This is a genomic window from Bacillus sp. TE8-1, assembly GCF_008368855.1.
Lineage (GTDB): Bacteria > Bacillota > Bacilli > Bacillales > Bacillaceae_G > Bacillus_A > Bacillus_A cereus.
Window position 1 is genome coordinate 229,743 of sequence record NZ_QPET01000021.1, and the last position, 23,957, is coordinate 253,699.

Below are 23,957 nucleotides of genomic sequence, written 5' to 3' on the forward strand. Positions count from 1 at the left end.
CAGTGACTAATTTTATACAAACGTTCCAAGAACGAAAAATAGAATTACTAACTGCATTAAGTGAGCATTTACAAATATCGCTTATTTCATTATTTTTTGCAGTAATTATAGCGGTGCCACTTGGCATCTTATTAACAAGAAAAGAACGAATGGCTGAATTTATAATAGGAACTTCTGCAGTAATGCAGACAGTGCCATCACTTGCATTACTCGGACTATTAATTCCATTAGTAGGAATCGGAAAACTTCCAGCGATTATCGCATTAGTTGTGTATGCACTATTACCTATTTTACGAAATACATATACAGGAATAAGGGAATTAGATGAATCTCTAATAGAAGCCGCGAAAGCTATGGGGATGAATAGTTGGAGAAGATTGTGGAAGGTAGAACTTCCTCTTGCATTGCCTATCATTATGGCTGGTATTCGTACAGCGATGGTATTAATTGTTGGAACGGCTACATTAGCAGCTCTCATTGGTGCTGGTGGGCTCGGTAAGCTTATACTATTAGGTATAGATCGAAATGATCATGCACTTATCATTTTAGGGGCCGTACCAGCCGCGTTACTCGCTTTATTCTTTGATATAGTACTTCGCATACTTGAACGACCGAAACGCTCTTCTAAGCGTGTTATATTGACGATATGTATTGTTTGTATAATGATTGCTTCTCCATTTCTTTGGAGTACAGAAAAGAAAGATATTGTTATTGCGGGCAAACTTGGATCAGAACCTGAAATTTTAATTCAAATGTATAAGCAGCTTATTGAACAAGATACAGATTTACACGTACAATTAAAACCAGGTCTTGGAAAAACAGCATTTGTATTTGAAGCGTTGAAATCAGGGGAAGTAGATATATACCCAGAATTTTCAGGAACAGCTTTATCTACTTTCGTGAAAGAAGAACCAAAGAGTACAAATCGTGATGAAGTATATGAGCAGGCTCGCATTGGAATGGAAAAGAAATATAATATGATTATCTTGAAGCCAATGGAGTATAACAATACATATGCACTAGCTATGCCGAAAAAAATAGCAGATCAAAAGAATATAAATACAATTTCTGATTTAGGGAATGTTGCGCAGGAAGCCAAAGTAGGATTTACATTGGAATTTGCTGATCGTGAAGATGGTTATAAAGGAATGCAAAAATTATATAACTATAAGTTCTCGAATGTTAAAACGATGGAGCCGAAGCTGCGTTATAGCGCAATTGAATCTGGAGATGTTAACGTAATTGATGCATATTCAACAGATAGTGAATTGGAGCAATACGGACTGAAAGTGCTGAAAGATGATAAAGGGTTATTCCCACCTTATCAAGGAGCACCATTATTAAGAAAAGAAACGTTACAGAAATATCCTGAACTTGAAAAGGTATTAAATAAATTATCTGGAAAGATTACAGATGAAGAAATGCGAAAAATGAATTATGAAGTTAACGTAAATGGTAAAAGTAGTGAAGAAGTCGCAAAACAATTTTTACAAAAAGAGAAGTTACTTCGTTAAATTTACAAGAAATATACAAATTTATATGTTTGAAATGACCGTTCATTACAAAATGAGCGGTTTTTTTGTGCATACTTATACATTTTTTCAAAAAAGTATTCCATTTTTGCTCATTTTCTTTTAGAATAAGTAATGTTTTCCTGAAAAAATATAAGAGAAACGTCTATTAGAGAAAAAGGTGACTTTAATAGTTGAACGAACATAACACCTAGAATGACAGATGGGGTGGTACAAATAGAAAAGAAGTTAGGATTTTTTCCATTAATCGCATTAGTAGTTGGAACAATGGTTGGTGGCGGTGTTTTTAGTTTACCGCATGATTTAGCAGTAGGAGCAAACAGTGGTGCAATAATAATTGGCTGGTGTATTACAGCGATGGGAATGATTCCACTTGCGCTCGTATATCAAACGTTAGCAAGACAAAAACCGGAACTTGAAGGTGGAATTTATAGTTATGCACGTGCTGGTTTCGGTGAATACATTGGATTTAATAGTGCTTGGGGATATTGGCTAGCAGGAATCTTAGGTAATGTCGCAACAATTATGTTACTGTTTAGTACATTAGGTTATTTCTTTCCAATTTTCAAAGGAGGAAATAATGTTGCGTCTATCGTTGGGGCATCACTTTTATTATGGACACTTCATTTTTTAATTTTATTTGGAATCCGTGAAGCTTCTATTATGAATGTGATCGCAACAATAGGGAAGTTAGTTCCAATCGTTTTATTTATTGTTGTAATGGTAACAGCCTTTCGCTGGGATACATTTACACATGATTTTTGGGGAGAAGGAACGATCTCACTTTCCGCTATACTTGGTCAAGTGAAAAATACAATGCTTGTAACACTTTGGGTTTTCATTGGAGTTGAAGGAGCGGTTGTATTATCTGGAAGAGCGAAGAATAGTCGAGATGTTGGTAAGGCAACAGTATTGGGACTTATTTTAGTAATGTCCATTTATATTTTAATTTCTGTCCTGTCAATGGGTGCTATGACAAGAGGCGAACTTTCTGTGTTAGAAACTCCGTCAATGGGACATGTATTAGAGCACGTTGTTGGTCCATGGGGTGCAGTTGCGATTAACATCGGATTAGTTGCTTCACTTGTCGGTACATTAATTGGCTGGTTTTTACTTGTTTCTGAAATTTCTCATGTAGCAGGAAAAGATGGCGTATTTCCGAGAGTCTTTACGAAAACAAATAAGAAGCAAACACCGCACATGGCATTATGGATTTCAAATGGTGTTGCCCAAATTATATTTATCATCGTTTTGTTTTCGGAATCAACATATCAAATTATGTATTTCATTGCATCAACATCAATTTTATTACCATATTTATTATCAGCGTTATTCCAATTTAAATTAGTCATTACAAACGAGTTAAAAGACGCTAAATTAAAAAACGGAGCGTTAGCTTTAATTGCTTCTATTTACTCTGTATGGCTTCTTTATGCAGCTGGTTTAAAGAATTTACTACTCGTTTCAATTGTGTATGGAATTGGAATTATTGTTTACACGTTTGCAAGAAAAGAACAAGGGAACCGTTGCTTTGTAGGTGCAGAGAAGTATGTGATGTGGGCAATTATTGTTGCGGCTATCACATCCATATATATGTTATTAACTGGAAATATAAAAATGTAAAAAGTCCTTTTCATTTAAAGGGCTTTTTTCTTTGTTTAGAGAATATTTACTACATAAGATATTCAGGAGGGATGAGAATGGAAGAAAAAGAACAGTTGTCTAGAATAATTGATTTAGCTAGTGAGTTAAGGAAAGTATTAGTGCAAGAATCTTTTTTTAATCATCATCCTGAACTAAGAGGAGTCATTGAAAATTTAGCAAGTTCTGTTGAAAATTTGGCGGAATTACAAATAAGTAAAGATGAAAACGCTGAAGATCGATTACGTTACGTACTTGCGAAAATGAAAATTGCTCATAATGCAATTTTACAAGAGAAAAAAGCATTTCCTTCTCATTAATATAAGTTTTTATTTTGAACCTGGCGGATAACGTCAGGTTTTTTATTTCTAGTTTTTCGTTTCTTTCATACACTAAGAATAGTATGAAAAAAGAAGGTGACTAAGGTGAAATTACATAAAGCTCTTCAGCCAAGTTTTATAAAACGAATGTACTATATGAGATTTTTAGGGAAATTTACAAAAGCTGAGAAAGAGAAGAGTGGAGAGAATTTTTTTGTACAATGCTTATCGCCAATACCATTCACTTTACAGGAACAATTTATAAATGAACCATATGTATTTGAAGGGTTATGTAGCAATAAAAAGAATGAAAAAATCTTTTCGGAATTAAAGAAGAGGAAATTAGAAAAGCAATTAGTAATGTTTCGTCTTTATTATGAAAGAGGAAATGTATACGTGGAGTTAATATGTACAGAAGAACCGAAAGAAATAGCAAGCAGCTATAAAATGATTCCGGCACCTAAAGTTACAAATCATAAAAAAAGAGAATCTTTAGAGCGAAAACTTAGCAACGGTTATTTATCATTTCTTATGCCAAAATTTCCGAAAGACTTTGAGCCTCCTGAATTATTGTGGCACGATGGAAGACTGTACGGAAACATATCCCTAAAGTCATCAATTAGCTCAATCGCCTATTTTGAACAGAAACGTGAATGTAAATATATAAACTGCAGTGACTGGACGAAGTATGTAGAAATAGCGGTAGAAGATCAATTATATTTTGTAAGTGATTATGTGTATGAGCAATTAAAAAAACGAATGCATGAAGAAGGTAAGCTAGTTGAAGTAGAGGATATAAAAATACAAAAAGATGAATGGGAATGGGATGAGCGTGAATCGTCCTTTTTACAGTATGTACAAAGTATGGTGCATAATAAAGGGTTATATTTGGATGAAACGGATATTTATAATTTCCATATAAGTGTAAAAACAAATATGTTAACGATTCTTGGTGGTATACCGGGCGTTGGAAAATCACGTTTTGTGCAAACTTATGCAGAAGCATTAGGGTTACAGTATGGGGAAGAGTTGGTTTGGATTCCAATTTCGCCATCGTATCAAGAACCACATGATTTACTTGGTTACCTTCATCCAAATGGTACTTTTATTGAATCTGAAGCGAAGTTAGTTAGGACGTTAATGAAGGCGAAAGAAAATCCAAATCAACTGTATATAATCGTTTTTGATGAAATGAACATGTCTCATATTGAGCATTGGTTTACTCCGTTTCTATCTGTTCTTGAACTTGAAACAAAAAATCGTATTTTAAACTTGTATGAGGGTGTACAGGACATAGAGAATTCAATTCCATCAACAATTGAAATTGGAGAAAATATTATATTTGTAGGTACTGTAAATTTTGATGAAACAACGAAAGAGCTCTCTGATCGATTATTAGACCGAACGAACCTAATAACGTTACAGAAAATTCCGTTTTGTGAGATGGGCATGGAACAGGGGAAAGTCGTATTACATCCACCTTTGAAAGTAACGGCGGGAGAATTTCGGATAAATTGGATGAGAAATAAAGCGATGATTGAAGTGTTTTCTGAAGAAGAATTAGAGCTATTAGATAAGTTGCATGTCGTATTGTCATCACATGACGCGTCTAAGGGAATTTCTTTCCGATGTGCAAATGCAATTGCGACTTATTTGCAAAACATACCGTTTCAAAATAACCATACCTATATGATTAGTAGAGAAGAGGGGTTTGATTTACAAATAAAGCAGCGTGTATTGACGAAAATCAGAGGGACCGAAATGATGGTTGGGCCTTTACTTTCTGAAGAAGCAAAAAGGGGGGCGACCTTAGTACCTCTTTTGCAATCTACACTTGCAAACAGAGTATCTACATTTGAACACTCTTTAGCATATATACGAGAAAAACGTAGAGAACTGGAGTTGTATGGATATGCAAAATGAAGGGCGTTATGAAACAAAAATCGTTGATACGAATGAAACGCTCCCTTTTGTATTAAAGTTAATCATTGGAAATGAAGGGAAAGGAGATTATATTTTATTAAATCGTCTTTGTACATCTACTACAGCATTAGTTCAATGTATTTATAAAGTACAAGAATTAAAACCAATAAGATTACAGTACAATTATAAAATCCCAATGAATATTACTTTTATATGGAATAAAGTATATGAGGGACAGAAAAATATAAAAGAGGCTCAATATGAAATAAATGAAAAAAAACAAAGAGTATTAATATATGAACATGGGAAAACAGAATTCTTTTATCCATGGCGCTGTGGTCTATACCATTTTGAAGTGCGTATAGAAGATACAACGTATTATGGCGCATTTCAAATCGTACCGAAAAACTTTTTTGATGATCAATTTGAAATGATTCAAGACTATGTGAAGTCAATTTTAAATGAGTTGATTTTGGATAGAGGTTACTATAAAAAGACCTTCTCTGCACTTAGCGATATTGAGGATTCTTCTTATTTAGTGTTACTTAGAAAGTTACCGCAAAAAATGAAAATGATAAAGCAAATCTTTAAGAAAATAGAATCAAGCTCAACTTTTATAAATGAATATAAATGGGAAGGAAAAGAGCGAAAGCCAACAAGAAAAGGAACTATAGTGGCAGAACGAAAACCTTATGCCAAACATTATAATCGTAAGTTTATGGAACAAAAAAATAGTAAGGAAAATGCATTTCTTAAATATAAAGCGATGCAATTTTATCATTATTTAATTGAAGCTAAAAGTTTTTTACGTCAAACAATTGAAATCTTAGAAAGAGAAAAAAAGAAAAAATCAGAAGAGTTTCAAGCTGTAAAAACGATTATACAAACAATTGAGCGTAATGGATCAGTAACCGATAGAGAGAAGCAAAAATATAAAAATATACATTTACTAAAAGAAGCCGATTTACGAAAGAGCTCAATGAAAATACAAGAATATAAAATATTGGCGCATATTGTGCATGAAAATGTACAATACTTTCAAATGTTAATGCACTCTTCATTTTGGAGGGAAGTTACTGAAACAAGTAACATGAACTTACATGATTTACCGATACCACATCAACAATTACTACATCATTTAGAAGTACTCCCGCAATATACGGATCAATCTCCATCATTATTATTTGTTTATAAGCCAACGTTTTTAGTGTATGAATATTACGCTTTTTTTATCGTTATTTCACTTTTAGAGCAAATTGGTTTTGAGGCTAGAAACTCCATCCGTGAACAAATACAAGAACATTTTTATGTAGATGGATTACAAGATGGAACGACAGTAGTTTTAGAACGAGATGATATAAAGGTGCATGTCGCATTTAATGACTTAATTGAAACACATCCTCTTATTGCATTAAGTAAAGGTAGTAATTTTTACAATGGTGAGGATACGAAGAAGCCAGATATTCGCTTAGACTGTTATGTAAAAGAAGATGGGAAATACGTATATAAATCTTCTATTATTATTGAAGTGAAGTATAGTCCAATGTACAATATTTTTCAGCACGTCGGAAATACGAAAGCAACTGAGCAAATGTATAAGTACTGGTCTATAAAGTATGTAGAAGAACAGGATGGAAAGCGAGTCTATTATCGAAGGTCAATTTATGAAGTCATTTGTGTATATCCAGGAAGCCATATGCATAGTAAAAAAATTGAGTCTGGATGCGGTGTTTTCTTGCAGTTATATCCATATAAGACGAAACAAGGGGAAGAGAAATTAGCTGGAAAACATGGGATGGTACAAATTTTTGAAAAATGGCTAAAAAGCATTAAGAAGTAAAAGAAATCCTTTTTCATAAAGGATTTCTTTAGATTAAGAAGAATTATATGCTGTATGGAAAGAAACGTAGTGTAATTGAGATTTGAAAAGTGCTACAAATGTGTTATTAAAAGGAATGTGAGCGCGGGATAAAAGTCGATTAAATTGGAATCTAATTCATTTTGCAGAATATAATAAGTCATAAATATTTTTAGTTGCATACGAAGATTTGTTCTTATATGATAGATAGTGAAAGCGTTATCAAAAAACAGAGCGGCGATGGGAAAGGCGGTTAAATATGTTCCAGCGTGTTCAAACAAAGGAAGAACATTTTGGGTTCGAGCAACTATGGGGAGATTTTTGTGAAGAAAGAAACTTAATGTTCGTAGAACGTAATTTAAATCCATCACGATTTTTATTAATAGAAGATGAACATCCTATTGGTACAGTAGAATGTATTAAGTATACGGTACCTGAACAATCAAATTCTGAGTTTTTCTATCCGTTTTCTAAAAATTATTTAGTAAAAGATTTGAAGAATGTATATGAAATAGGCAAGTTAAGTATTTCGAAAACGTCTCGTGGAAGAGGACATTTCAAAAGGCTAACAGCTATTTTATTTATACATGCGTTAGAAACAAAAGCTGAATGGTACATTGCAGCAGTAACAAAAAGAATGTATATGTATTTACTTACACTTGGTTTTCCAATTGAACCAATAGATAATCCTTTTCAGTTTCATGATACTTTACAAGGTGTACCAGTAAGAATTCATGCTCGAAAAGGGGTTACGCATTTGTATTCTTTAAAAGAATTTCGTGATGTGATTCAAGGGAATGCTCATGCACAGGCATTAATTACAGAATACAGTAAAAATATTATGTTAACGAAATAAAGCGAAGTGAATATGTATAATAAAGAGAATAATATTTGTATAGGATATAACTCTTCATTAAAAAAGACCCTTATTATTTTAATAAGGGTCTAAAAATTATAATCCAAATATACTAAAAATCATTTTGCGGCGCTTCGGTTTCTTTTCTCGTTCATATGTTGGTTTTGAATCCGGAGTAATATAAATGGGTTCTTCTTTCGTTAGGGCAGCTTCTAACTTTTGAATTCGCTCTAACATTTCCTCCATTTCACGACGGTGTTGTAAAAGTTGGTACGTGACGACATCATTTGCCTTATCTTGCATTTGTTCTTCCATTCGATCAAGTCTTCTCGTAATAGTGTTTAATTGATTAGCTAATTGCTCAAAATCATTCGATGATATGTTTTGAACAATTGTATTAACTTGAGTTTTTAATTCCTCAACTTCATTTGAGGAAGCCTTTTGAGTAGATTGAGAATTTTGAGATTGCTCTATTTGAAATCGATGGTGTTCTAACATTTGATCGACATCCTCTTGTGTGAAAATAAAGTGGCCATATTTGTTTTTCTCTATCGTAAGATTTAATTGTTGCGCGATCCGGACAACAGCCTTTGGGCTAACACCTAATTTCTTTGCGATAAATGGTGTTTTATATTCCAAAATAATCCCTCCTATATATATCCTGTTGAATGATTTCGAGCTATGAAGTAAGTTCCCTTCTAGTGCGACAAAAGAAGTGTGGAATCGGCAAAGAAAGTGTTTTTTCACGAAATTGAGTTGAGGAGAATAGTTCTTTTAAATAAAAATGTCTTATCGTAACATTTAGAATAATTTGACGAGTGTAAATGAATTAGATTATCATAATGATAAATATCTTTTTTATGTATGCATATAATATATAAAAAGGTGGTTGCTAATGTAGAATTTTGTTAGAGTATTAGAATGCTTACTTCACTTGAATAAAATTAAGTAGGAGGTGGCTTCCTTGCTTACAAAGTAAGTAAGGAAAAGTATTTGGACATATATAGTATAAGTATAGTGATTGTTTTAATTGCCTTAACGGCATTTTTCGTTGCAGCAGAATTTGCAATTGTTAAAGTGAGAAGTTCACGAATTGACTATTTAATTGCAGAAGGAAATAATCGTGCAACATCGGTCAAAACAGTCATTACAAACTTAGACGAATATTTATCTGCTTGTCAGCTAGGAATTACTGTTACAGCTTTAGGAATTGGGTGGTTTGGTAAACCTGCGTTAAAGCAAATGTTTGATACGCTTTTTGCAAATTGGAATATCTCTACTCAACTAGCAGACATTTTTGCTGTAATTTTAGTATTTTTGTTAATTACTTTTTTACATGTTGTAATAGGGGAATTGGCCCCAAAAACATTTGCAATTCAAAAGTCTGAACAAGTGAGTTTGCTTGTTTCTAAACCGTTAATTTTCTTTTATCGTATTGCATTCCCATTCATTTGGCTATTAAATGGTTCAGCTCGAATCATTACGAAGCTGCTAGGGCTGAAACCGCCGAAGGGGCATGATGAGGTTCATTCAGAAGAAGAATTACGGTTGTTAGTTTCAGAAAGTTATAGAAATGGTGAGATTAATCAATCTGAATATAAATATGTGAATAAAATTTTTGAATTTGATGATCGGATTGCAAAAGAAATAATGGTACCTCGAACTGAAATGAATATTATAAGTAAAGAGATGCCTGCTGAAGAAGCTTTGCAAAAAATGTCTCGTGAAAAATATACAAGGTATCCAGTTGTTGATGGCGACAAAGACCACGTAATAGGTTTTGTGAATTTTAAAGATATTTTTACTGAATTTGTACAACATAAAGCTGTTAATAAGAAGACAGTAGAGCAATATATGAGACCAATTATTTTAGTTATCGATTCTATTCCAATTCATGATTTGTTTTTGAAAATGCAAAAAGAAAGAACACATATTGCTATATTGATAGATGAATATGGTGGAACATCTGGACTTGTTACTGTTGAAGATATTCTGGAAGAAATTGTTGGAGATATTCAGGATGAGTTTGATACGGATGAGCAGCCAGAAATTCAACAAGTTAGTGAAACGAAGACGATACTAGAGGGAAAAGTACTTGTTAGTGAAGTGAATACGTTATTTGGTTTAGGGATTGATGATGATGGTGTTGATACAATCGGTGGTTGGATTTTAACGAAGAATATAGAGATTGCTGAAGAGGATTCCATTGAAATTGAAAATTATAAGTTTTGTGTGAAAGAATTAGATGGACATTATATAAAAAGATTAGAAGTTACAAAGATAGTAGAATCGATTGTTATTTTAGAAGATGAAAAACAAATTTCGTTACAAGAGCAAATTAGCTCGTAAACTCTGCTATATAGCAGAGTTTTTTTGAGCATAATGTTTTTTGAGGGATAAGGGCTATGATACAATGACATAAGTCAAACCTTTCACTAGGTGAAGTATTGTTGTATACATATATTTGGAAGGAGCAGAAGTATGAAAAAGCATTTATATATAAATGGAGATTGGAAATCTGTAAACACGTATAAACCATTATACGCACCATATTCTGAAGAAACATTAGCGGAAATTGCACAAGGCACAGAAGAAGATGTAAAAGAGGCTGTTACCGCTGCAAAAAATGCAATGACAAAAATGAATACATTATCTGCATATGATCGTGCGACTATTTTAGAGAAAGTTGCACAAAAAATGGATGAAAGAAGAGAAGAATTTGCAGAGATTATTGCAAAAGAAGCTGCAAAACCAATACGTGCTGCAAGGGGAGAAGTAGATCGTACTGTTCAAACATACAAATTTGCAGCTGAAGAAGCGAAGCGTATATATGGTGAGACATTGCCATTAGACGCCGCACCTGGTGCAGATGGGCGTATTGCATATACAATCCGAAAGCCGATTGGGGTTATAGGGGCTATTACACCATTTAATTTCCCATTAAATTTAGTAGCGCATAAAGTTGGACCAGCAATCGCTGCCGGAAATACAGTTGTATTAAAGCCAGCTGATCAAACGCCATTATCATCTTATGCATTAGTTGAGTTATTTGAAGAGGCAGGATTGCCAAATGGAGCTTTAAATATCATTTCTGGCCCTGGCTCCACGGTTGGTGAGGCAATCGTCAAAAATGATTACGTTGCTTCTATTACTTTTACCGGAAGTCCAAAAGTTGGAATCGGAATAAAACAAAAGGCTGGGCTAAAACGAGTTACGTTAGAACTAGGCTCAAATGCTGCTGTTATCATTGATGAAGATGTAGAGTTAACAGATGAAATAATTGAACGTGTAAAATGGGGAGCATTTGTTAATAATGGGCAAGTTTGTATTTCAGTACAACGTGTTTTTGTACATGAAACGAAAATGCATGAATTTCTTTCGAAGCTAAAGAAAGCGATGGAATCAGTTGTTGTTGGTGATCCACTGCTTGAGGAAACGGATGTATCAGCTTTAATTTCAAAAAGAGATGTAGAGCGAATTGATATGTGGGTTCAAGAAGCAATTAAGGAAGGAGCAACTGTTTTATGCGGTGGTAAGAAGCGGGATGCAAGAATTTTTGAACCGACTGTATTAACAAATGTTCCAGATCATGTATCTGTGCAGTGCCAAGAAGTATTCGGTCCACTCATGACAGTAAATACATTTAAAGAATTTGATGAAGCGATTGGGCAAGTAAATAATTCGCGTTACGGCTTACAGGCAGGAGTATTTACAAATAATTTATTTAAAGCAATGCGTGCAATTGATGAGCTAGAGGTTGGTGGTGTCATGATTAATGATATTCCAACGTTCAGAGTAGATCATATGCCTTATGGTGGTGTGAAAGAAAGTGGCACGGGACGCGAAGGAATTAAATATGCAATAGAAGAAATGACAGAAATGAAATTAGTATGTATTAAAAAATAAAGTGGAAAAACTTAAAACTTGCACTAAAAAACGAGTAGGAAATGTTTACGATTCCATACTCGTTTTTTACGCTTCTAGTAACTATTTAATTAAGTGTAACTTTTACTTCATTTCTTGTTTGAAAATAGTATCTTCTACATAAATTTGTTCTTTATCTATAGCAGTAGCATGAGTTAATACTAAACCGATTGGTGTTTTTGTATCTTTATTTTGAACAATTGTAAAAGGAACATTTTTTTCGTTTGCTAATTTAATGTATTTTGATAAATGTGGGTAAGCAATGCCACCATTTAGGAGGAGTTGTAATGATTGAGAAGAGCGCATGCTACCCGCTACTTCAGAGTATACATTACTTTGCATTACTTGACCGATTGTTAAAGCGATTTCCACACGCTCACGTAATGTAGTTAAATACATATTACGTTCTTCTGGTTTGTTTTGCTTTTGGCCGTAAATGCCTTCTTGGAGATAATCTTCCACATTTTTATTTACCATATTTTTCACACCTTTCATTTTCTATTGTACGCAAGAATTAAAAATGATGCAAAAAAAAGTCGTTTTGATTACGGAAATAATGAAAATATGTGAAGGAAAAAGGGGATTTGTATACAATTAGTTAAATAAGAAAGAAAAAATAATTTTATCAACAGAAATTAACAAAATGTGACAAAAATCTATTAACGAATCGTATTTTTTGTGTTAATATTCAAAATATAAAGGGTATTCGTCGTATGGAAATGGAGGGAATGGAGGTTTTTCCAATCGATAAGGATATTAAAGAAATATTTTGTTCACACTTGAAAAACAATAGGCACCAATTCGTAGAGAACTGGAAAAACAAAATGATAATTTCCGAAAAAGATCCATTTAAACTAGAAGTAGTTCAAAATGGAGAGGATTTACTAGAGTTAATTATCGAACTTACTATGGAAGATAAAGATATAAATTATCTTCAACCGTTATGTGAGAAAATTGCTATTGAACGTGCTGGAGCAGATGCGAATATTGGAGATTTTGTTTATAACGCAAACGTGGGAAGAAATGAACTTTTCGAAGCGATGTGTGAATTAGATGTTAGCGCTCGTGAATTGAAACCAATTATGGCAAAAATACATACTTGTTTTGACAAATTAATTTATTATACCGTTTTAAAATACTCGGAAATTATATCGAAGAATTTAGAGGAAAAACAGCAATATATTAACGAAACACATAAAGAAAGGCTGACGATTTTAGGGCAAATGTCAGCTAGTTTTGTACATGAATTTCGTAATCCGCTTACTTCCATTATGGGGTTTGTTAAATTATTAAAGGCGGATCATCCGAGTTTATCGTATTTAGATATTATTTCGCATGAATTAGATCAATTAAATTTTCGTATTTCGCAATTTTTACTCGTATCGAAAAAAGAAATGTGGAATGAATCGGAACGGTTTTGGCTTAATGACTTGTTTCAAGACATTATACAATTCTTATATCCGAGTTTGGTCAATGCGAATGTTTTGATTGAAAAGAATTTACCGTATCCAATTCCGCTTGTTGGTTATCGGAGTGAAGTGAGGCAAGTATTTTTAAACATATTAATGAATTCAATTGATGCTCTTGAATCAATGAAAGAAGAACGAAAAATTATCATTGATGTATTTGAAGAAGATCAAGCTATTCGAATTGTGATAAAAAATAATGGACCAATGATTCCAGCTGAAAATGTAGAAACGATTTTTGAACCATTTGTAACTACTAAAAAGTTAGGAACTGGTATTGGATTATTTGTATGTAAACAAATTGTGGAAAAACATAATGGATCCATTATGTGTCGATCAGATAACGATTGGACAGAATTTCAAATTGCATTTCAAAAATAAACAGTCTACACCAAATGAATGGTGTAGACTGTTTTAATTTGTGAGTATAAGGGCTTCTAATTTAGGATCTTTAGTTGAATAACCTACTATTGAAATTGTATAAATAACATTTGGTTCAACATTGAATTTCGGTATAGTCAATAAAACGTTTTTATTATCTGCGAGTGAAATTTCAATATCTGCTGTACCAGGGCTAACTTGCAAAAAATCTGTTATTTGTTTAAAGAGTACATTTTCAAATAAATGATCCCCATCTTTTAAATCTACGTTTACAACAGGGGTATCTGGAGAGAAATGTGCAAACCGTATTTTGGCTTGACCAGCTGGTAAATGTGTATTATCAAGTATAGGCTGTAATTGTAGGTGATTATCACTATTTATTGCAGCGAGAGTATAAGTATGATTTCCCATTATTGGTACCAACGCTGAAAAGATTGGAGTTTCATTTCCGACAGGAACAATATCTATACGGTATTTACCTTGCACTAATGATAAATAAGGGCTGAATTGCTTAAATGAAATATTTTTAATAACCGTTTGTCCGTTTACTAAAATGTCAACCGCTGGTATATTTGGATCGGCATGAAAAATTCTTATATGTGACGGTAAAGCAGCTTCTTGTGAGTCTCTTGTTTCATACGCCTGTACAAGTTTTGATAGTGCATCGTAATATTTCATATATAATTCTATATATTTTTTAGGATTACGAAACTGATAGTAACGTGCGAGTTGTTCGTATTGTGTAACTTCTTGTCCATATTTTTCGATTTCAGATTGAGACATGAACATTCCTCCTTTGTCATCATTAAAACTATATGCGAAGCAAGAAAGCGGTTATGCAAAAAAAATGATTTTATAAAGGGAAAATTAAAAATTGACAACAAATATGTTTTCATAAAGAGGTGCTGGTGCTTACGAGAATTTCGCAGAGTAAGGCAGTACATATGACTGTACGAAAGTAAAATAAATGCCAAATTGAAAGTGCATTTCAATTAACATATTGAATACATGTCCAAAAATCGCTAGAAAACTAGGGATTTTTTAAATTATAGGCAAATACACATACAAAGTGATAATTGTCCTACATAAATTATAAAGGAAAGATACTTTGAATCTGAGGAAAGGAGTGCCACTTCGGGATAGGGATATCCCGATAGTAATTGTGAATGAAGTTATGAAAAGGTTTTGTGTTATAGGCTGTAGGATGAATTTGTAAACTTCATTTTTCTATTTATTTTAGCAATTGACAGTATTAACCCATAAGAGAGCGTCATGACGAACTGATTAGTGTGGTTAATCGGTTCTTTTTTTATAGTTTAAAACTGAAAAGTTTACATAATGAATAGGAATCTGAATTGATTAGTAAGGTGGGTGTCGAAATTTGTTTTAAAATATGCAATTTAAAGTAGGATAATAGGAAGGAGTTTAACGGGAGTTCCGTCGAAGTGTACAGAATGTCGGCATTTAAGGACAGCTGGCATTATGCTATAAAAACATTTGGTGATGTAGTCATTTCATATAAAAAGGAGGGTTATTTGGGCGTATAGAAAAGGGTTGGTCTTCGTTTTTTAGTTCTGAATTTTCTGTTTTATAAAAATTTTTAAGCACTCATTTGTATATTTTATAATAGTTTTTTGATAAATTCACTGCTTTTGCAGAGGATTCTTTTTTATGAAAGAAACGTCAATTTTCTTCATATATATATACAAATTGGAGAAATGGGGGAGCGCTATGCGCGATTACTTAATTAAACCACTTGTTGGTCAGCCGTATCCAATGATTTCACATGGAAAAGGTGTTTATTTGTATGATCAAAATGGCAATAAATATTTTGATGGTTCGTCAGGAGCAATTACGGCAGGTATTGGGCATGGCGTAAAGGAGATTGCAGACGTTATTAAAAAGCAAGCTGAGGAGATTGCTTTCGTTTATAGATCACAGTTTACGAGTGAACCAGCTGAAAAATTAGCGAAGAAGTTAAGTGATTTAAGTGTAGGAGATTTGAACTGGAGTTTTTTTGTAAATAGTGGTACGGAAGCGAATGAAACAGCTATGAAAATTGCAATTCAGCATTTTCAAGAGCGAGGTATTCAAGGGAAACATAAAATTTTATCAAGATGGATGAGTTATCACGGTATTACGATGGGTGCTTTATCGATGTCTGGGCATCCACTACGTAGACAACGTTTCGTATCTATTTTGGAAGATTATCCGACTATACCAGCTCCATATTGTTTCAGATGTCCTGTTCAAAAGGTATATCCAACTTGTCAGCTGGCATGTGCGACTGAACTAGAAAGATCAATTGAAAGAATTGGTGCAGAGCATATTGCTGCTTTTATTGCTGAGCCGATTATCGGAGCAGCTGGAGGCGCGGTTGTTCCGCCGAAAGACTATTATAAAGTCATTAAAGAGATTTGCGACCATTACGATATTTTATTTATTGCGGATGAAGTAATGACTGGGCTCGGTCGTACTGGAGCATGGTTTGCGATGGAGCATTGGGGCGTAGAGCCGGATATTATGACACTTGGTAAAGGGTTAGGAGCGGGATATACACCGATGGCAGCGACAGTTGTAAGTGATCGTGTTATGGAACCAATATTACGTGGATCACGTTCAGTAATGAGCGGTCATACGTTAAGTGCAAATCCATTGTCTGCAGCAACGGCTTTAGCTGTTATTGAATATATGGAGAAACATAATCTTCCTGAAAAAACAGCAGAAAAGGGAGAGTATTTAATAAAAGGCTTACAGAAAGTTCAGCAACAATCGACAATCATTGCTGATGTGCGCGGAAAAGGGTTGCTAATCGGAGTAGAATTGCAACCGTTTACAAAAGCGTCAGAGCTTATTTCAGTTGCAGCTAAAAATGGTCTGCTTTTATACCAAGCAGTTTCAGGGCAAGCAGGAAAAGAAGATAGTGCACTGCTTGTAGCACCGCCAATGACAACTACATATTCCGAGTTAGATGAATTACTTTCAATTTTCTCTAAAAGTGTGGAAGAGATGATGCAAAAAGGAGGGCATAGTATCGCATGACAACTATTACAAATACATTCGGTAAATTAAAAGAAATTGAGGAAGTAATTTCTTTGTTCCATGATGATATGACATTGATGTTTGGGGGATTTGGAGGGATTGGATCCCCTCCATCTTTAATACAGGCAATTTTAGAAAAAGGCGTTACAAATTTAAATTTAATTGGAAATGACACTGGATTTCCTGATGTAGGTATCGGTCGTCTTGTTACAAATGAAAGAGTTAAATCAATAATTACTTCTCACATTGGCTCCAATCCAAATGCAGGAAGGCAACTAAACGAGGGAAGATTACAAATTGAATTTTCTCCGCAGGGAACATTAGCAGAGCGTATTCGCGCTGGTGGCGTTGGTCTTGGTGGTGTTTTAGTTGATGTTGGTGTTGATACGATTGTGGAAGAGGGAAAACGAACAGTTGAAATGAATGGTAAGACCTACTTAGTTGAAACAGCATTAACTGCTGAAGTTTCAATTGTATATGCGAAAAAGGCAGATCCGTTTGGTAATCTTGTATTTGACAAAAGTGCACGAAATATGAATCCCCATGTAGCTATGGCTGGGGATATAACAATTGTAGAAGCAGAAGAAATAGTCCCGCTTGGAAGTTTAGATCCAGAGGAAATTGTCGTTCCAGGTGTTTTCGTAAATTATATTGTACCGTCGGAAGGAGTGAACTGGAAATGGGTATGGGCGTAGAAGTGAGGGATAAGATTGCTAGGCGTGCGGCGAAAGAAATACAAAATGGTATGATTGTAAATTTAGGTATTGGCATACCATCGCTTGTACCAAATCATTTGCCTGACGATATAAATGTTATGTTTCATGCGGAAAATGGAATCGTCGGCATGGGACCAACGCCAAGTAAAGGGAATGAAGATGAAAATTTGTGTAATGCAGCAGGTTTACCAACTTCTCTTATAACAGGAGCGAGTTATTTCGATAGCTGCACAGCGTTTGGGATGATTCGAAAAGGTTTGCTAGACATAACGATTCTTGGTTCATTACAAGTAAGTGAAAATGGTGATTTAGCAAACTGGATTGTACCTGGAAAACGTGTTCCAGGTATTGGTGGAGCAATGGATTTAGCACAAAAAGCGAAGCGGGTCGTTGTTGTGATGAATCATGTTGATAAGTACGGAAATGCAAAAATTGTTTCAGAGTGTACATTGCCATTAACTTCAAAGAAATGTGTAGATTTAATTATTACTGATATGGCAGTCATGGAGGTAACTCCGAGTGGACTTATATTACAAGAATTAATGAGCCCATACACAGTAGAAGATATAAAACGACATACAGAAGCTGATTTTCAAATTAGTTCTAACTTACTAGTAATTGAATGAAGGGAGATGTAATATATGGAGCAATTAAAAAAGCAAGTTTGTGATTATATTGAGAGCCATGAAGAGGAAAGTGTGAAATTTTTAAAACGATTAATTCAAGAAAAGAGCGTAGCTGGTGATGAAAGCGGTGCGCAGGCAATTGTGATTGAAAAATTACGTGAATTAGGTTTAGAGCTCGATATATGGGAGCCTTCTTTTTCTAAAATGAAAGATCATCCTTATTTTGTATCACCCCGTACAAGTTTTTCAGATAGCCCAAATATTGTAGCAACTTTAAAAGGAAGTGGGGACGGGAAATCTATGATATTGAATGGGCATATTGATGTAGTTCCAGAAGGGGATGTGAATCAGTGGGAACATCATCCTTATAGCGGTGAGAAAATCGGAAATCGTATATATGGCCGTGGAACGACGGATATGAAGGGCGGAAATGTCGCACTTATGCTTGCGATGGAAGCGATTATTGAATCTAACATTGAATTAAAAGGAGACATCTATTTTCAAAGTGTAATAGAAGAGGAAAGTGGCGGAGCAGGGACATTAGCAACTATATTACGAGGATATAAGGCAGATGGTGTCATTATTCCGGAGCCTACTAATATGAAGTTTTTCCCGAAACAACAAGGTTCCATGTGGTTTCGTCTACGTGTAAAAGGGAAAGCTGCACACGGTGGAACGCGCTATGAAGGGGTTAGTGCAATAGAAAAAAGTATGTTTGTTATAGAACATGTAAGAAAGCTAGAGGAGAAAAGAAATAGTCGAATTACAGATCCGTTATTTAAAGAAATTCCGATTCCAATTCCAATTAACATTGGGAAAATTGAAGGAGGGAGTTGGCCAAGTTCTGTTCCCGATGAATTAATTTTAGAAGGAAGATGCGGTGTTGCGCCGAATGAGACTATAGAGGCGGCAAAAGAAGAGTTTGAGAATTGGATTGCTGAATTAAATGATGTGGACAATTGGTTTGTTGAAAATCCAGTAGAAGTAGAATGGTTTGGAGCGAGATGGGTTCCTGGTGAACTAGAAGAGAAACATGAACTCATTACGACACTTCATCACAACTTTGTTGAAATCGAAGGGAACGAACCAATTATTGAAGCATCTCCGTGGGGGACTGATGGAGGTTTATTTACACAAATTGCAAACGTACCAACAATAGTATTTGGTCCAGGAGAGACGAAAGTAGCACACTATCCAAACGAATATATAGAAGTTGATAAAATGATAGCTGCCGCAAAAATTATTGCATGTACATTACTAGATTGGTGTGAGGTGAAAAAATGAAATACTATGAATCTTTTAGAGAACAGACGAATTGTTATACAGTAGAAGGTGTTTTAGATTATTTTAATAAGCGTATTCGGGTAGATCACTATACAGGAAATGTTGAAAGTATTATACAGACCATTGACGAACTAGCAGAGAAACATTCTTTCACTAAATGTATTATTAAAGGAAAGGGAGAGCATGTTTCAACATGGCTCTCTTTCGGTTTTTTGTTGGAAGCAACGATACCTCATTATTTTCAAGGGCACGATGCATACTTTTTTGTGAAATATAATAATGATGAAAGACGAAATAGTATGCATTGGACTGAGGAAGATACTATATTAAGCGGTGTAAAAGGAAAAGAAATAAAAGAAAAAGTAGTTCCAGAGAAATTTTTGCTGAGAAAAGCGACTGAAGAAGATGCAGAAGAATTAGCAACTGTATTCGGAAAAGTATTTGAAGTGTATCCGACACCTTTAAATGAAGCGAGTTATGTATTACAGACGATGAAAGAAGACGATACAATTTACTACGTGTATGAATTTGAGGGGAAAATTATTAGTACAGCATCTGCAGAAATGAACATAAAGGAAGGGAATGCAGAATTAACGAATTGTGCTACTTTACCTGAATACCGTAAACATGGATTTATGAAAAGTTTACTAATTAAATTAGAGGAAGAACTTCAAGAAAGATCTATTTTCTGCTCCTATACAATTGCTCGATCGCTTTCTTTCGGAATGAATGCTGCCTTTCATCAATTAGGCTATACGTATACAGGAAGACTGGCGAATAATTGCTACATTTTCGATAAGTTGGAAGATATGAATATATGGGTGAAAGATCTATCTAGCTATTCGAAAGCAGTAAAACTTCCACCTCAAAATTTGGCTGTAAAGCAAAACAGTTAGGTGGAGCTGGGTGTTTGAAAAAGCCGCACTAATTAGAGTTTCGAGTTATCTAATGAAAATATAAAATTGATTAAAATTATAGAACGGAATCGTCATGCTTACAATCGCACATAGGTGTGCCGAAAATTCGGCATGTAATTGCTGGATTTTCGGCAAGAGGGGGGATGACATTGCTAGCAGTTTCGACACAAGAAGTCATTGAAGCGATTTTGGGCAGTATTGATGAGGCTATACACGCTGTAGATGAAAATGGAATTACAATATTTTATAATTCTGTAGCTGCAAAACACGATGGATCGAAGATTGAAAAAGTGTTAGGGAAACATCTGTTAGAAGCGTTCCCTTCTTTATCAAGGGAAACGAGTACATTGATGAAAGTACTAGATACAAAAAAACCTATCGTACATCAGGTACAACATTATCAAAATTTAAATGGTGAAGATGTTTGTACAGTAAATACGACGTTACCTATTTTTATAGATGGGAATATTGCTGGGGCTGTTGAAATTGCAAAGGATTACTCTACAATTCAAAAGCTTACTGACACAATTGTTGACTTACAGTCGAAAATAAAGCGATCATCTAGAAAAAAAGTGATTAAAAAGCACGCTGCATTTGAGACGATAGTGACAAATGATACGCGGTTTAAACAGACGAAAGAGTTAGCACAAAAAGTAGCACCAACAGACGCGAATGTTTTAATATATGGTGAAACAGGAACAGGAAAAGAACTGTTCGTACAAGCAATTCATGAAGCTTCTAAAAGAAAAAACAAGCCATTTATTGCACAAAACTGTGCAGCTTTACCAGAGTCGCTATTAGAAAGTTTATTGTTTGGAACGACAAAAGGAAGCTATACGGGAGCGATTGAAAGAGCTGGGCTATTTGAACTTGTTGATGGTGGTACATTATTTTTAGATGAACTGAATTCAATGCCTCTTGATTTGCAGGCAAAAATGTTACGAGTGTTAGAAGATGGAGTCATTAGAAGAATTGGTGATAATAAGACGAGAAAAGTAGATGTTCGTGTTATTACCGCGATGAACCAGCCTCCAGAAATATGTTTACGAGAGAATAAAATTCGCACTGATTTATATTATCGCTTAAACGTATTTTCATTATATATCCCACCGCTTCGTGAAAGAACTGAGGATGTACTATTATTAGCATCTTATTTTTTGAAAGAATATAATAAAAGTTATAAAAAAGGTGTACTTCAAATTGATGAGGAAGCGAAAGATAGACTGCAAGCTTATCAGTGGCCTGGAAATGTACGGGAGTTAAAACATACGATTGAACATGCTGTTATTATTGCAGAAGGGAATACATTAACAGCCAATTGTTTACCACGTACATTTCGGAAAGAGAAGTTTTCGAAGAAGAAGGGTATAATGCCACTTAGAGAAGCACTTCATCAAACAGAAAAAGAATTAATAGATCAAGCGTTGATTGAAACGGAAGGGAATATATTACAAGCCGCAAAAATGTTGGGTATCCCTCGTCAAACGCTTCAATATAAACTGAGCAAGTACGACAAAACCGCCGAATAATCGGCGGTTTTTGTGTGTTTGCACCAATAAAAGAGCGTTTACATATATAAAAAGTAATGAATATGATGTTAAGTATTGATTTCATACAACGCTTAAAAATATTTTTTCGCTTATGTAATAGGGTTCTCCGCACATTTACTTATCAACAATGTAAAGTTGGCATAACTATTGCTTATATAAAGGATGAGCGTATAAAAAGGGGGAATAGCAATGTTACATGATGTATACAAACCAAATCGTCACTGGAAGGATATCGAATTATGGAAAGATGTTACTGAAGAGCAATGGAATGATTGGGTTTGGCAATTAACGAATACGATCAAAACGTTAGATGACTTAAGAAAAGTAATTAACTTAACACCTGAAGAAGAAGAGGGCGTTAAAATTTCAACGAAAACGATCCCGTTAAACATTACACCGTACTATGCTTGGCTAATGAATCCTGATGATCCACGCTGTCCGATTCGGATGCAATCAGTACCGATTTCGGAAGAGTTATATAAAACAAAATATGATTTAGAAGACCCACTTCACGAAGACGAAGATTCACCAGTTCCAGGGCTAACACATCGTTATCCGGACCGTGTACTATTCTTAGTAACAAATCAATGTTCTATGTATTGTCGTTACTGTACACGTCGTCGTTTTAGTGGACAAATTGGAATGGGTGTACCGAAGAAACAATTAGATGATGCAATTGCTTATATTCGTGAAACGCCACAAGTACGAGATGTATTAATCTCCGGTGGTGACGGACTTCTAATTAACGATAAAATTTTAGAATATGTATTAAAAAATTTACGAGAGATTCCGCATGTTGAGATTATTCGTATCGGAACGAGAGCACCAGTAGTATTCCCACAACGTATTACAGAAAACTTATGTAACATTATTAAAAAATACCATCCAGTATGGTTAAATACACATTTCAATACATCTATTGAAATTACTGAAGAATCGAAAAAGGCATGTGAAATGTTAGCGAATGCTGGTGTTCCAGTCGGAAACCAAGCAGTAATTTTAGCTGGTATTAACGACAGCGTTCCAATTATGAAAAAACTTATGCATGACTTAGTAAAAATCCGTGTACGTCCATACTACATTTATCAATGTGACTTATCTGAAGGTATCGGTCACTTCCGTGCACCAGTATCTAAAGGTCTTGAAATTATTGAAGGTTTACGTGGACACACATCTGGTTATGCTGTTCCGACATTCGTTGTTGATGCGCCAGGCGGAGGCGGTAAAATTGCACTTCAACCAAACTATTTAATCTCACAAAGTGCAGATAAAGTTGTACTTCGTAACTTTGAAGGTGTTATTACGACGTATCCAGAGCCAGAGAGCTATATTCCAGGAAGAGCGGAAGGATACTTTAAAGAGATTTATCCGAACTACGAAGAAAAACGTTCAGATGTTGGTATCGCAGGTCTTATGAGCGATAAGAAATTTAACCTTGTTCCAGACGACTTACAGCGTATGAACCGTCGTAAAGACTACGAAGATAATGATACTCACGCATCTTTAAAAGATAAACGTGATAAGCGCGATCAATTAAAAGATAAAAAATATCAAGCACAAATGGCTAAGTTAGAAGAAAACGACAAAAAAACTGAGGGTGATGCAGTATGAATTGTATGTGGTGTGACAGTACAGAAGCGAAAGAAAGCTTGAATACTGTATATTGGGAATTACCAGATGGTACGAAAGCCATTGAAATCCAAGAGACACCATGTATTTCTTGTTCCTCGTGCGGGATGGACTATCAATCAGACCATACAGTAAAAGAAATTGAAGATCAATTATTCTTAATTTACACGAAAGATTTACCAAAACAACTAACATATGAAGAATTAATGGGAAGACCGCGTCTATTAAAAAGAAATTATTTCGACTTTTAACCAGCTTTTATGCTGGTTTTTTTCTTTTTTGCCTTGTATAA

General features: G+C 34.5%; 20 protein-coding genes. 17 read left to right on the top strand and 3 right to left on the bottom strand.

Features of this window, described 5'->3' with window-relative positions; all coding sequences use genetic code 11:
- Positions 1–2: 2 nt before the first annotated feature.
- The 6 genes from DN404_RS20160 to DN404_RS20185 all read left to right on the top strand — a co-directional run bounded on the left by DN404_RS20160 (position 3) and on the right by DN404_RS20185 (position 8,130).
- Positions 3–1,514, top strand: a complete 1,512-nt coding sequence (locus DN404_RS20160; RefSeq protein ID WP_071740453.1) for an ABC transporter permease/substrate-binding protein — start codon at positions 3–5, stop codon at positions 1,512–1,514.
- 213 nt (positions 1,515–1,727) lie between these two features.
- Positions 1,728–3,155 carry a basic amino acid/polyamine antiporter gene (locus DN404_RS20165; RefSeq protein WP_000129451.1) on the top strand — a complete coding sequence of 476 codons (1,428 nt, stop codon included), beginning with the start codon at positions 1,728–1,730 and terminating at the stop codon, positions 3,153–3,155.
- Positions 3,156–3,232: 77 nt separating this feature from the next.
- Positions 3,233–3,493: a hypothetical protein gene (locus DN404_RS20170; RefSeq protein ID WP_000391445.1), complete on the top strand. Its 261-nt coding sequence runs from the start codon at positions 3,233–3,235 to the stop codon at positions 3,491–3,493.
- 105 nt (positions 3,494–3,598) lie between these two features.
- Entirely contained in the window at positions 3,599–5,416 is a 1,818-nt protein-coding gene (locus DN404_RS20175; RefSeq protein WP_000766194.1) for an AAA family ATPase, read from the top strand.
- Positions 5,406–7,256 carry a hypothetical protein gene (locus DN404_RS20180; RefSeq protein ID WP_149215378.1) on the top strand — a complete coding sequence of 617 codons (1,851 nt, stop codon included), beginning with the start codon at positions 5,406–5,408 and terminating at the stop codon, positions 7,254–7,256. Before DN404_RS20175 ends, DN404_RS20180 begins: the two co-directional genes overlap by 11 nt.
- Before the next feature lie 277 nt (positions 7,257–7,533).
- A complete protein-coding gene (locus DN404_RS20185) occupies positions 7,534–8,130 on the top strand; it encodes a hypothetical protein (protein ID WP_149215379.1) in 597 nt (198 codons plus the stop codon).
- A gap of 96 nt (positions 8,131–8,226) precedes the next feature.
- On the opposite strand, the gene racA is transcribed toward DN404_RS20185, so the two are convergent.
- Positions 8,227–8,769, bottom strand: a complete 543-nt coding sequence (racA, locus tag DN404_RS20190; RefSeq protein ID WP_000456023.1) for a chromosome-anchoring protein RacA — start codon at positions 8,767–8,769, stop codon at positions 8,227–8,229.
- A gap of 354 nt (positions 8,770–9,123) precedes the next feature.
- Between racA and DN404_RS20195 the strand changes: the two genes are divergently transcribed.
- Together DN404_RS20195 and DN404_RS20200 are read left to right on the top strand one after the other, a co-directional pair.
- Positions 9,124–10,479, top strand: a complete 1,356-nt coding sequence (locus DN404_RS20195; RefSeq protein ID WP_000356250.1) for a hemolysin family protein — start codon at positions 9,124–9,126, stop codon at positions 10,477–10,479.
- Positions 10,480–10,611: 132 nt separating this feature from the next.
- The gene (locus tag DN404_RS20200) at positions 10,612–12,036 is read left to right on the top strand and encodes an aldehyde dehydrogenase family protein (RefSeq protein WP_000716460.1); all 1,425 of its coding nucleotides are present in this window, start codon (positions 10,612–10,614) and stop codon (positions 12,034–12,036) included.
- A 102-nt stretch (positions 12,037–12,138) separates the two neighbouring features.
- Here the strand turns inward: DN404_RS20200 and DN404_RS20205 are convergent, their stop codons facing one another.
- Positions 12,139–12,531: a YueI family protein gene (locus DN404_RS20205; protein WP_000247558.1), complete on the bottom strand. Its 393-nt coding sequence runs from the start codon at positions 12,529–12,531 to the stop codon at positions 12,139–12,141.
- Between the two features lie 236 nt (positions 12,532–12,767).
- Between DN404_RS20205 and DN404_RS20210 the strand changes: the two genes are divergently transcribed.
- A complete protein-coding gene (locus DN404_RS20210) occupies positions 12,768–13,901 on the top strand; it encodes a BA2291 family sporulation histidine kinase (RefSeq protein ID WP_000425086.1) in 1,134 nt (377 codons plus the stop codon).
- A gap of 33 nt (positions 13,902–13,934) precedes the next feature.
- On the opposite strand, the gene DN404_RS20215 is transcribed toward DN404_RS20210, so the two are convergent.
- Positions 13,935–14,684, bottom strand: a complete 750-nt coding sequence (locus tag DN404_RS20215; RefSeq protein WP_000083285.1) for a DUF4397 domain-containing protein — start codon at positions 14,682–14,684, stop codon at positions 13,935–13,937.
- Positions 14,685–15,632: 948 nt separating this feature from the next.
- On the opposite strand from DN404_RS20215, the gene DN404_RS20220 reads away from it, so the two are divergent.
- From DN404_RS20220 to DN404_RS20255, 8 genes are all read left to right on the top strand, one after another.
- Positions 15,633–16,943: an aspartate aminotransferase family protein gene (locus tag DN404_RS20220; protein ID WP_001205882.1), complete on the top strand. Its 1,311-nt coding sequence runs from the start codon at positions 15,633–15,635 to the stop codon at positions 16,941–16,943.
- Positions 16,940–17,638 carry an acetate CoA-transferase subunit alpha gene (gene atoD, locus DN404_RS20225; RefSeq protein ID WP_000208102.1) on the top strand — a complete coding sequence of 233 codons (699 nt, stop codon included), beginning with the start codon at positions 16,940–16,942 and terminating at the stop codon, positions 17,636–17,638. Before DN404_RS20220 ends, atoD begins: the two co-directional genes overlap by 4 nt.
- Complete coding sequence (locus DN404_RS20230) at positions 17,623–18,285, top strand: CoA transferase subunit B (RefSeq protein ID WP_000525277.1); 663 nt, start codon at positions 17,623–17,625, stop codon at positions 18,283–18,285. Before atoD ends, DN404_RS20230 begins: the two co-directional genes overlap by 16 nt.
- 15 nt (positions 18,286–18,300) lie before the next feature.
- On the top strand, positions 18,301–19,569 hold the full coding sequence (locus tag DN404_RS20235; RefSeq protein ID WP_149215380.1) for a peptidase: 1,269 nt from the start codon (positions 18,301–18,303) through the stop codon (positions 19,567–19,569).
- Positions 19,566–20,465: a putative beta-lysine N-acetyltransferase gene (gene ablB, locus DN404_RS20240; RefSeq protein ID WP_086385972.1), complete on the top strand. Its 900-nt coding sequence runs from the start codon at positions 19,566–19,568 to the stop codon at positions 20,463–20,465. Before DN404_RS20235 ends, ablB begins: the two co-directional genes overlap by 4 nt.
- A gap of 164 nt (positions 20,466–20,629) precedes the next feature.
- Positions 20,630–22,015: an arginine utilization transcriptional regulator RocR gene (gene rocR, locus DN404_RS20245; protein ID WP_011110073.1), complete on the top strand. Its 1,386-nt coding sequence runs from the start codon at positions 20,630–20,632 to the stop codon at positions 22,013–22,015.
- Between the two features lie 210 nt (positions 22,016–22,225).
- Entirely contained in the window at positions 22,226–23,647 is a 1,422-nt protein-coding gene (gene kamA, locus DN404_RS20250; RefSeq protein WP_000902142.1) for a lysine 2,3-aminomutase, read from the top strand.
- Complete coding sequence (locus tag DN404_RS20255; protein WP_000995763.1) at positions 23,644–23,916, top strand: YokU family protein; 273 nt, start codon at positions 23,644–23,646, stop codon at positions 23,914–23,916. Before kamA ends, DN404_RS20255 begins: the two co-directional genes overlap by 4 nt.
- Positions 23,917–23,957 lie beyond the last annotated feature (41 nt).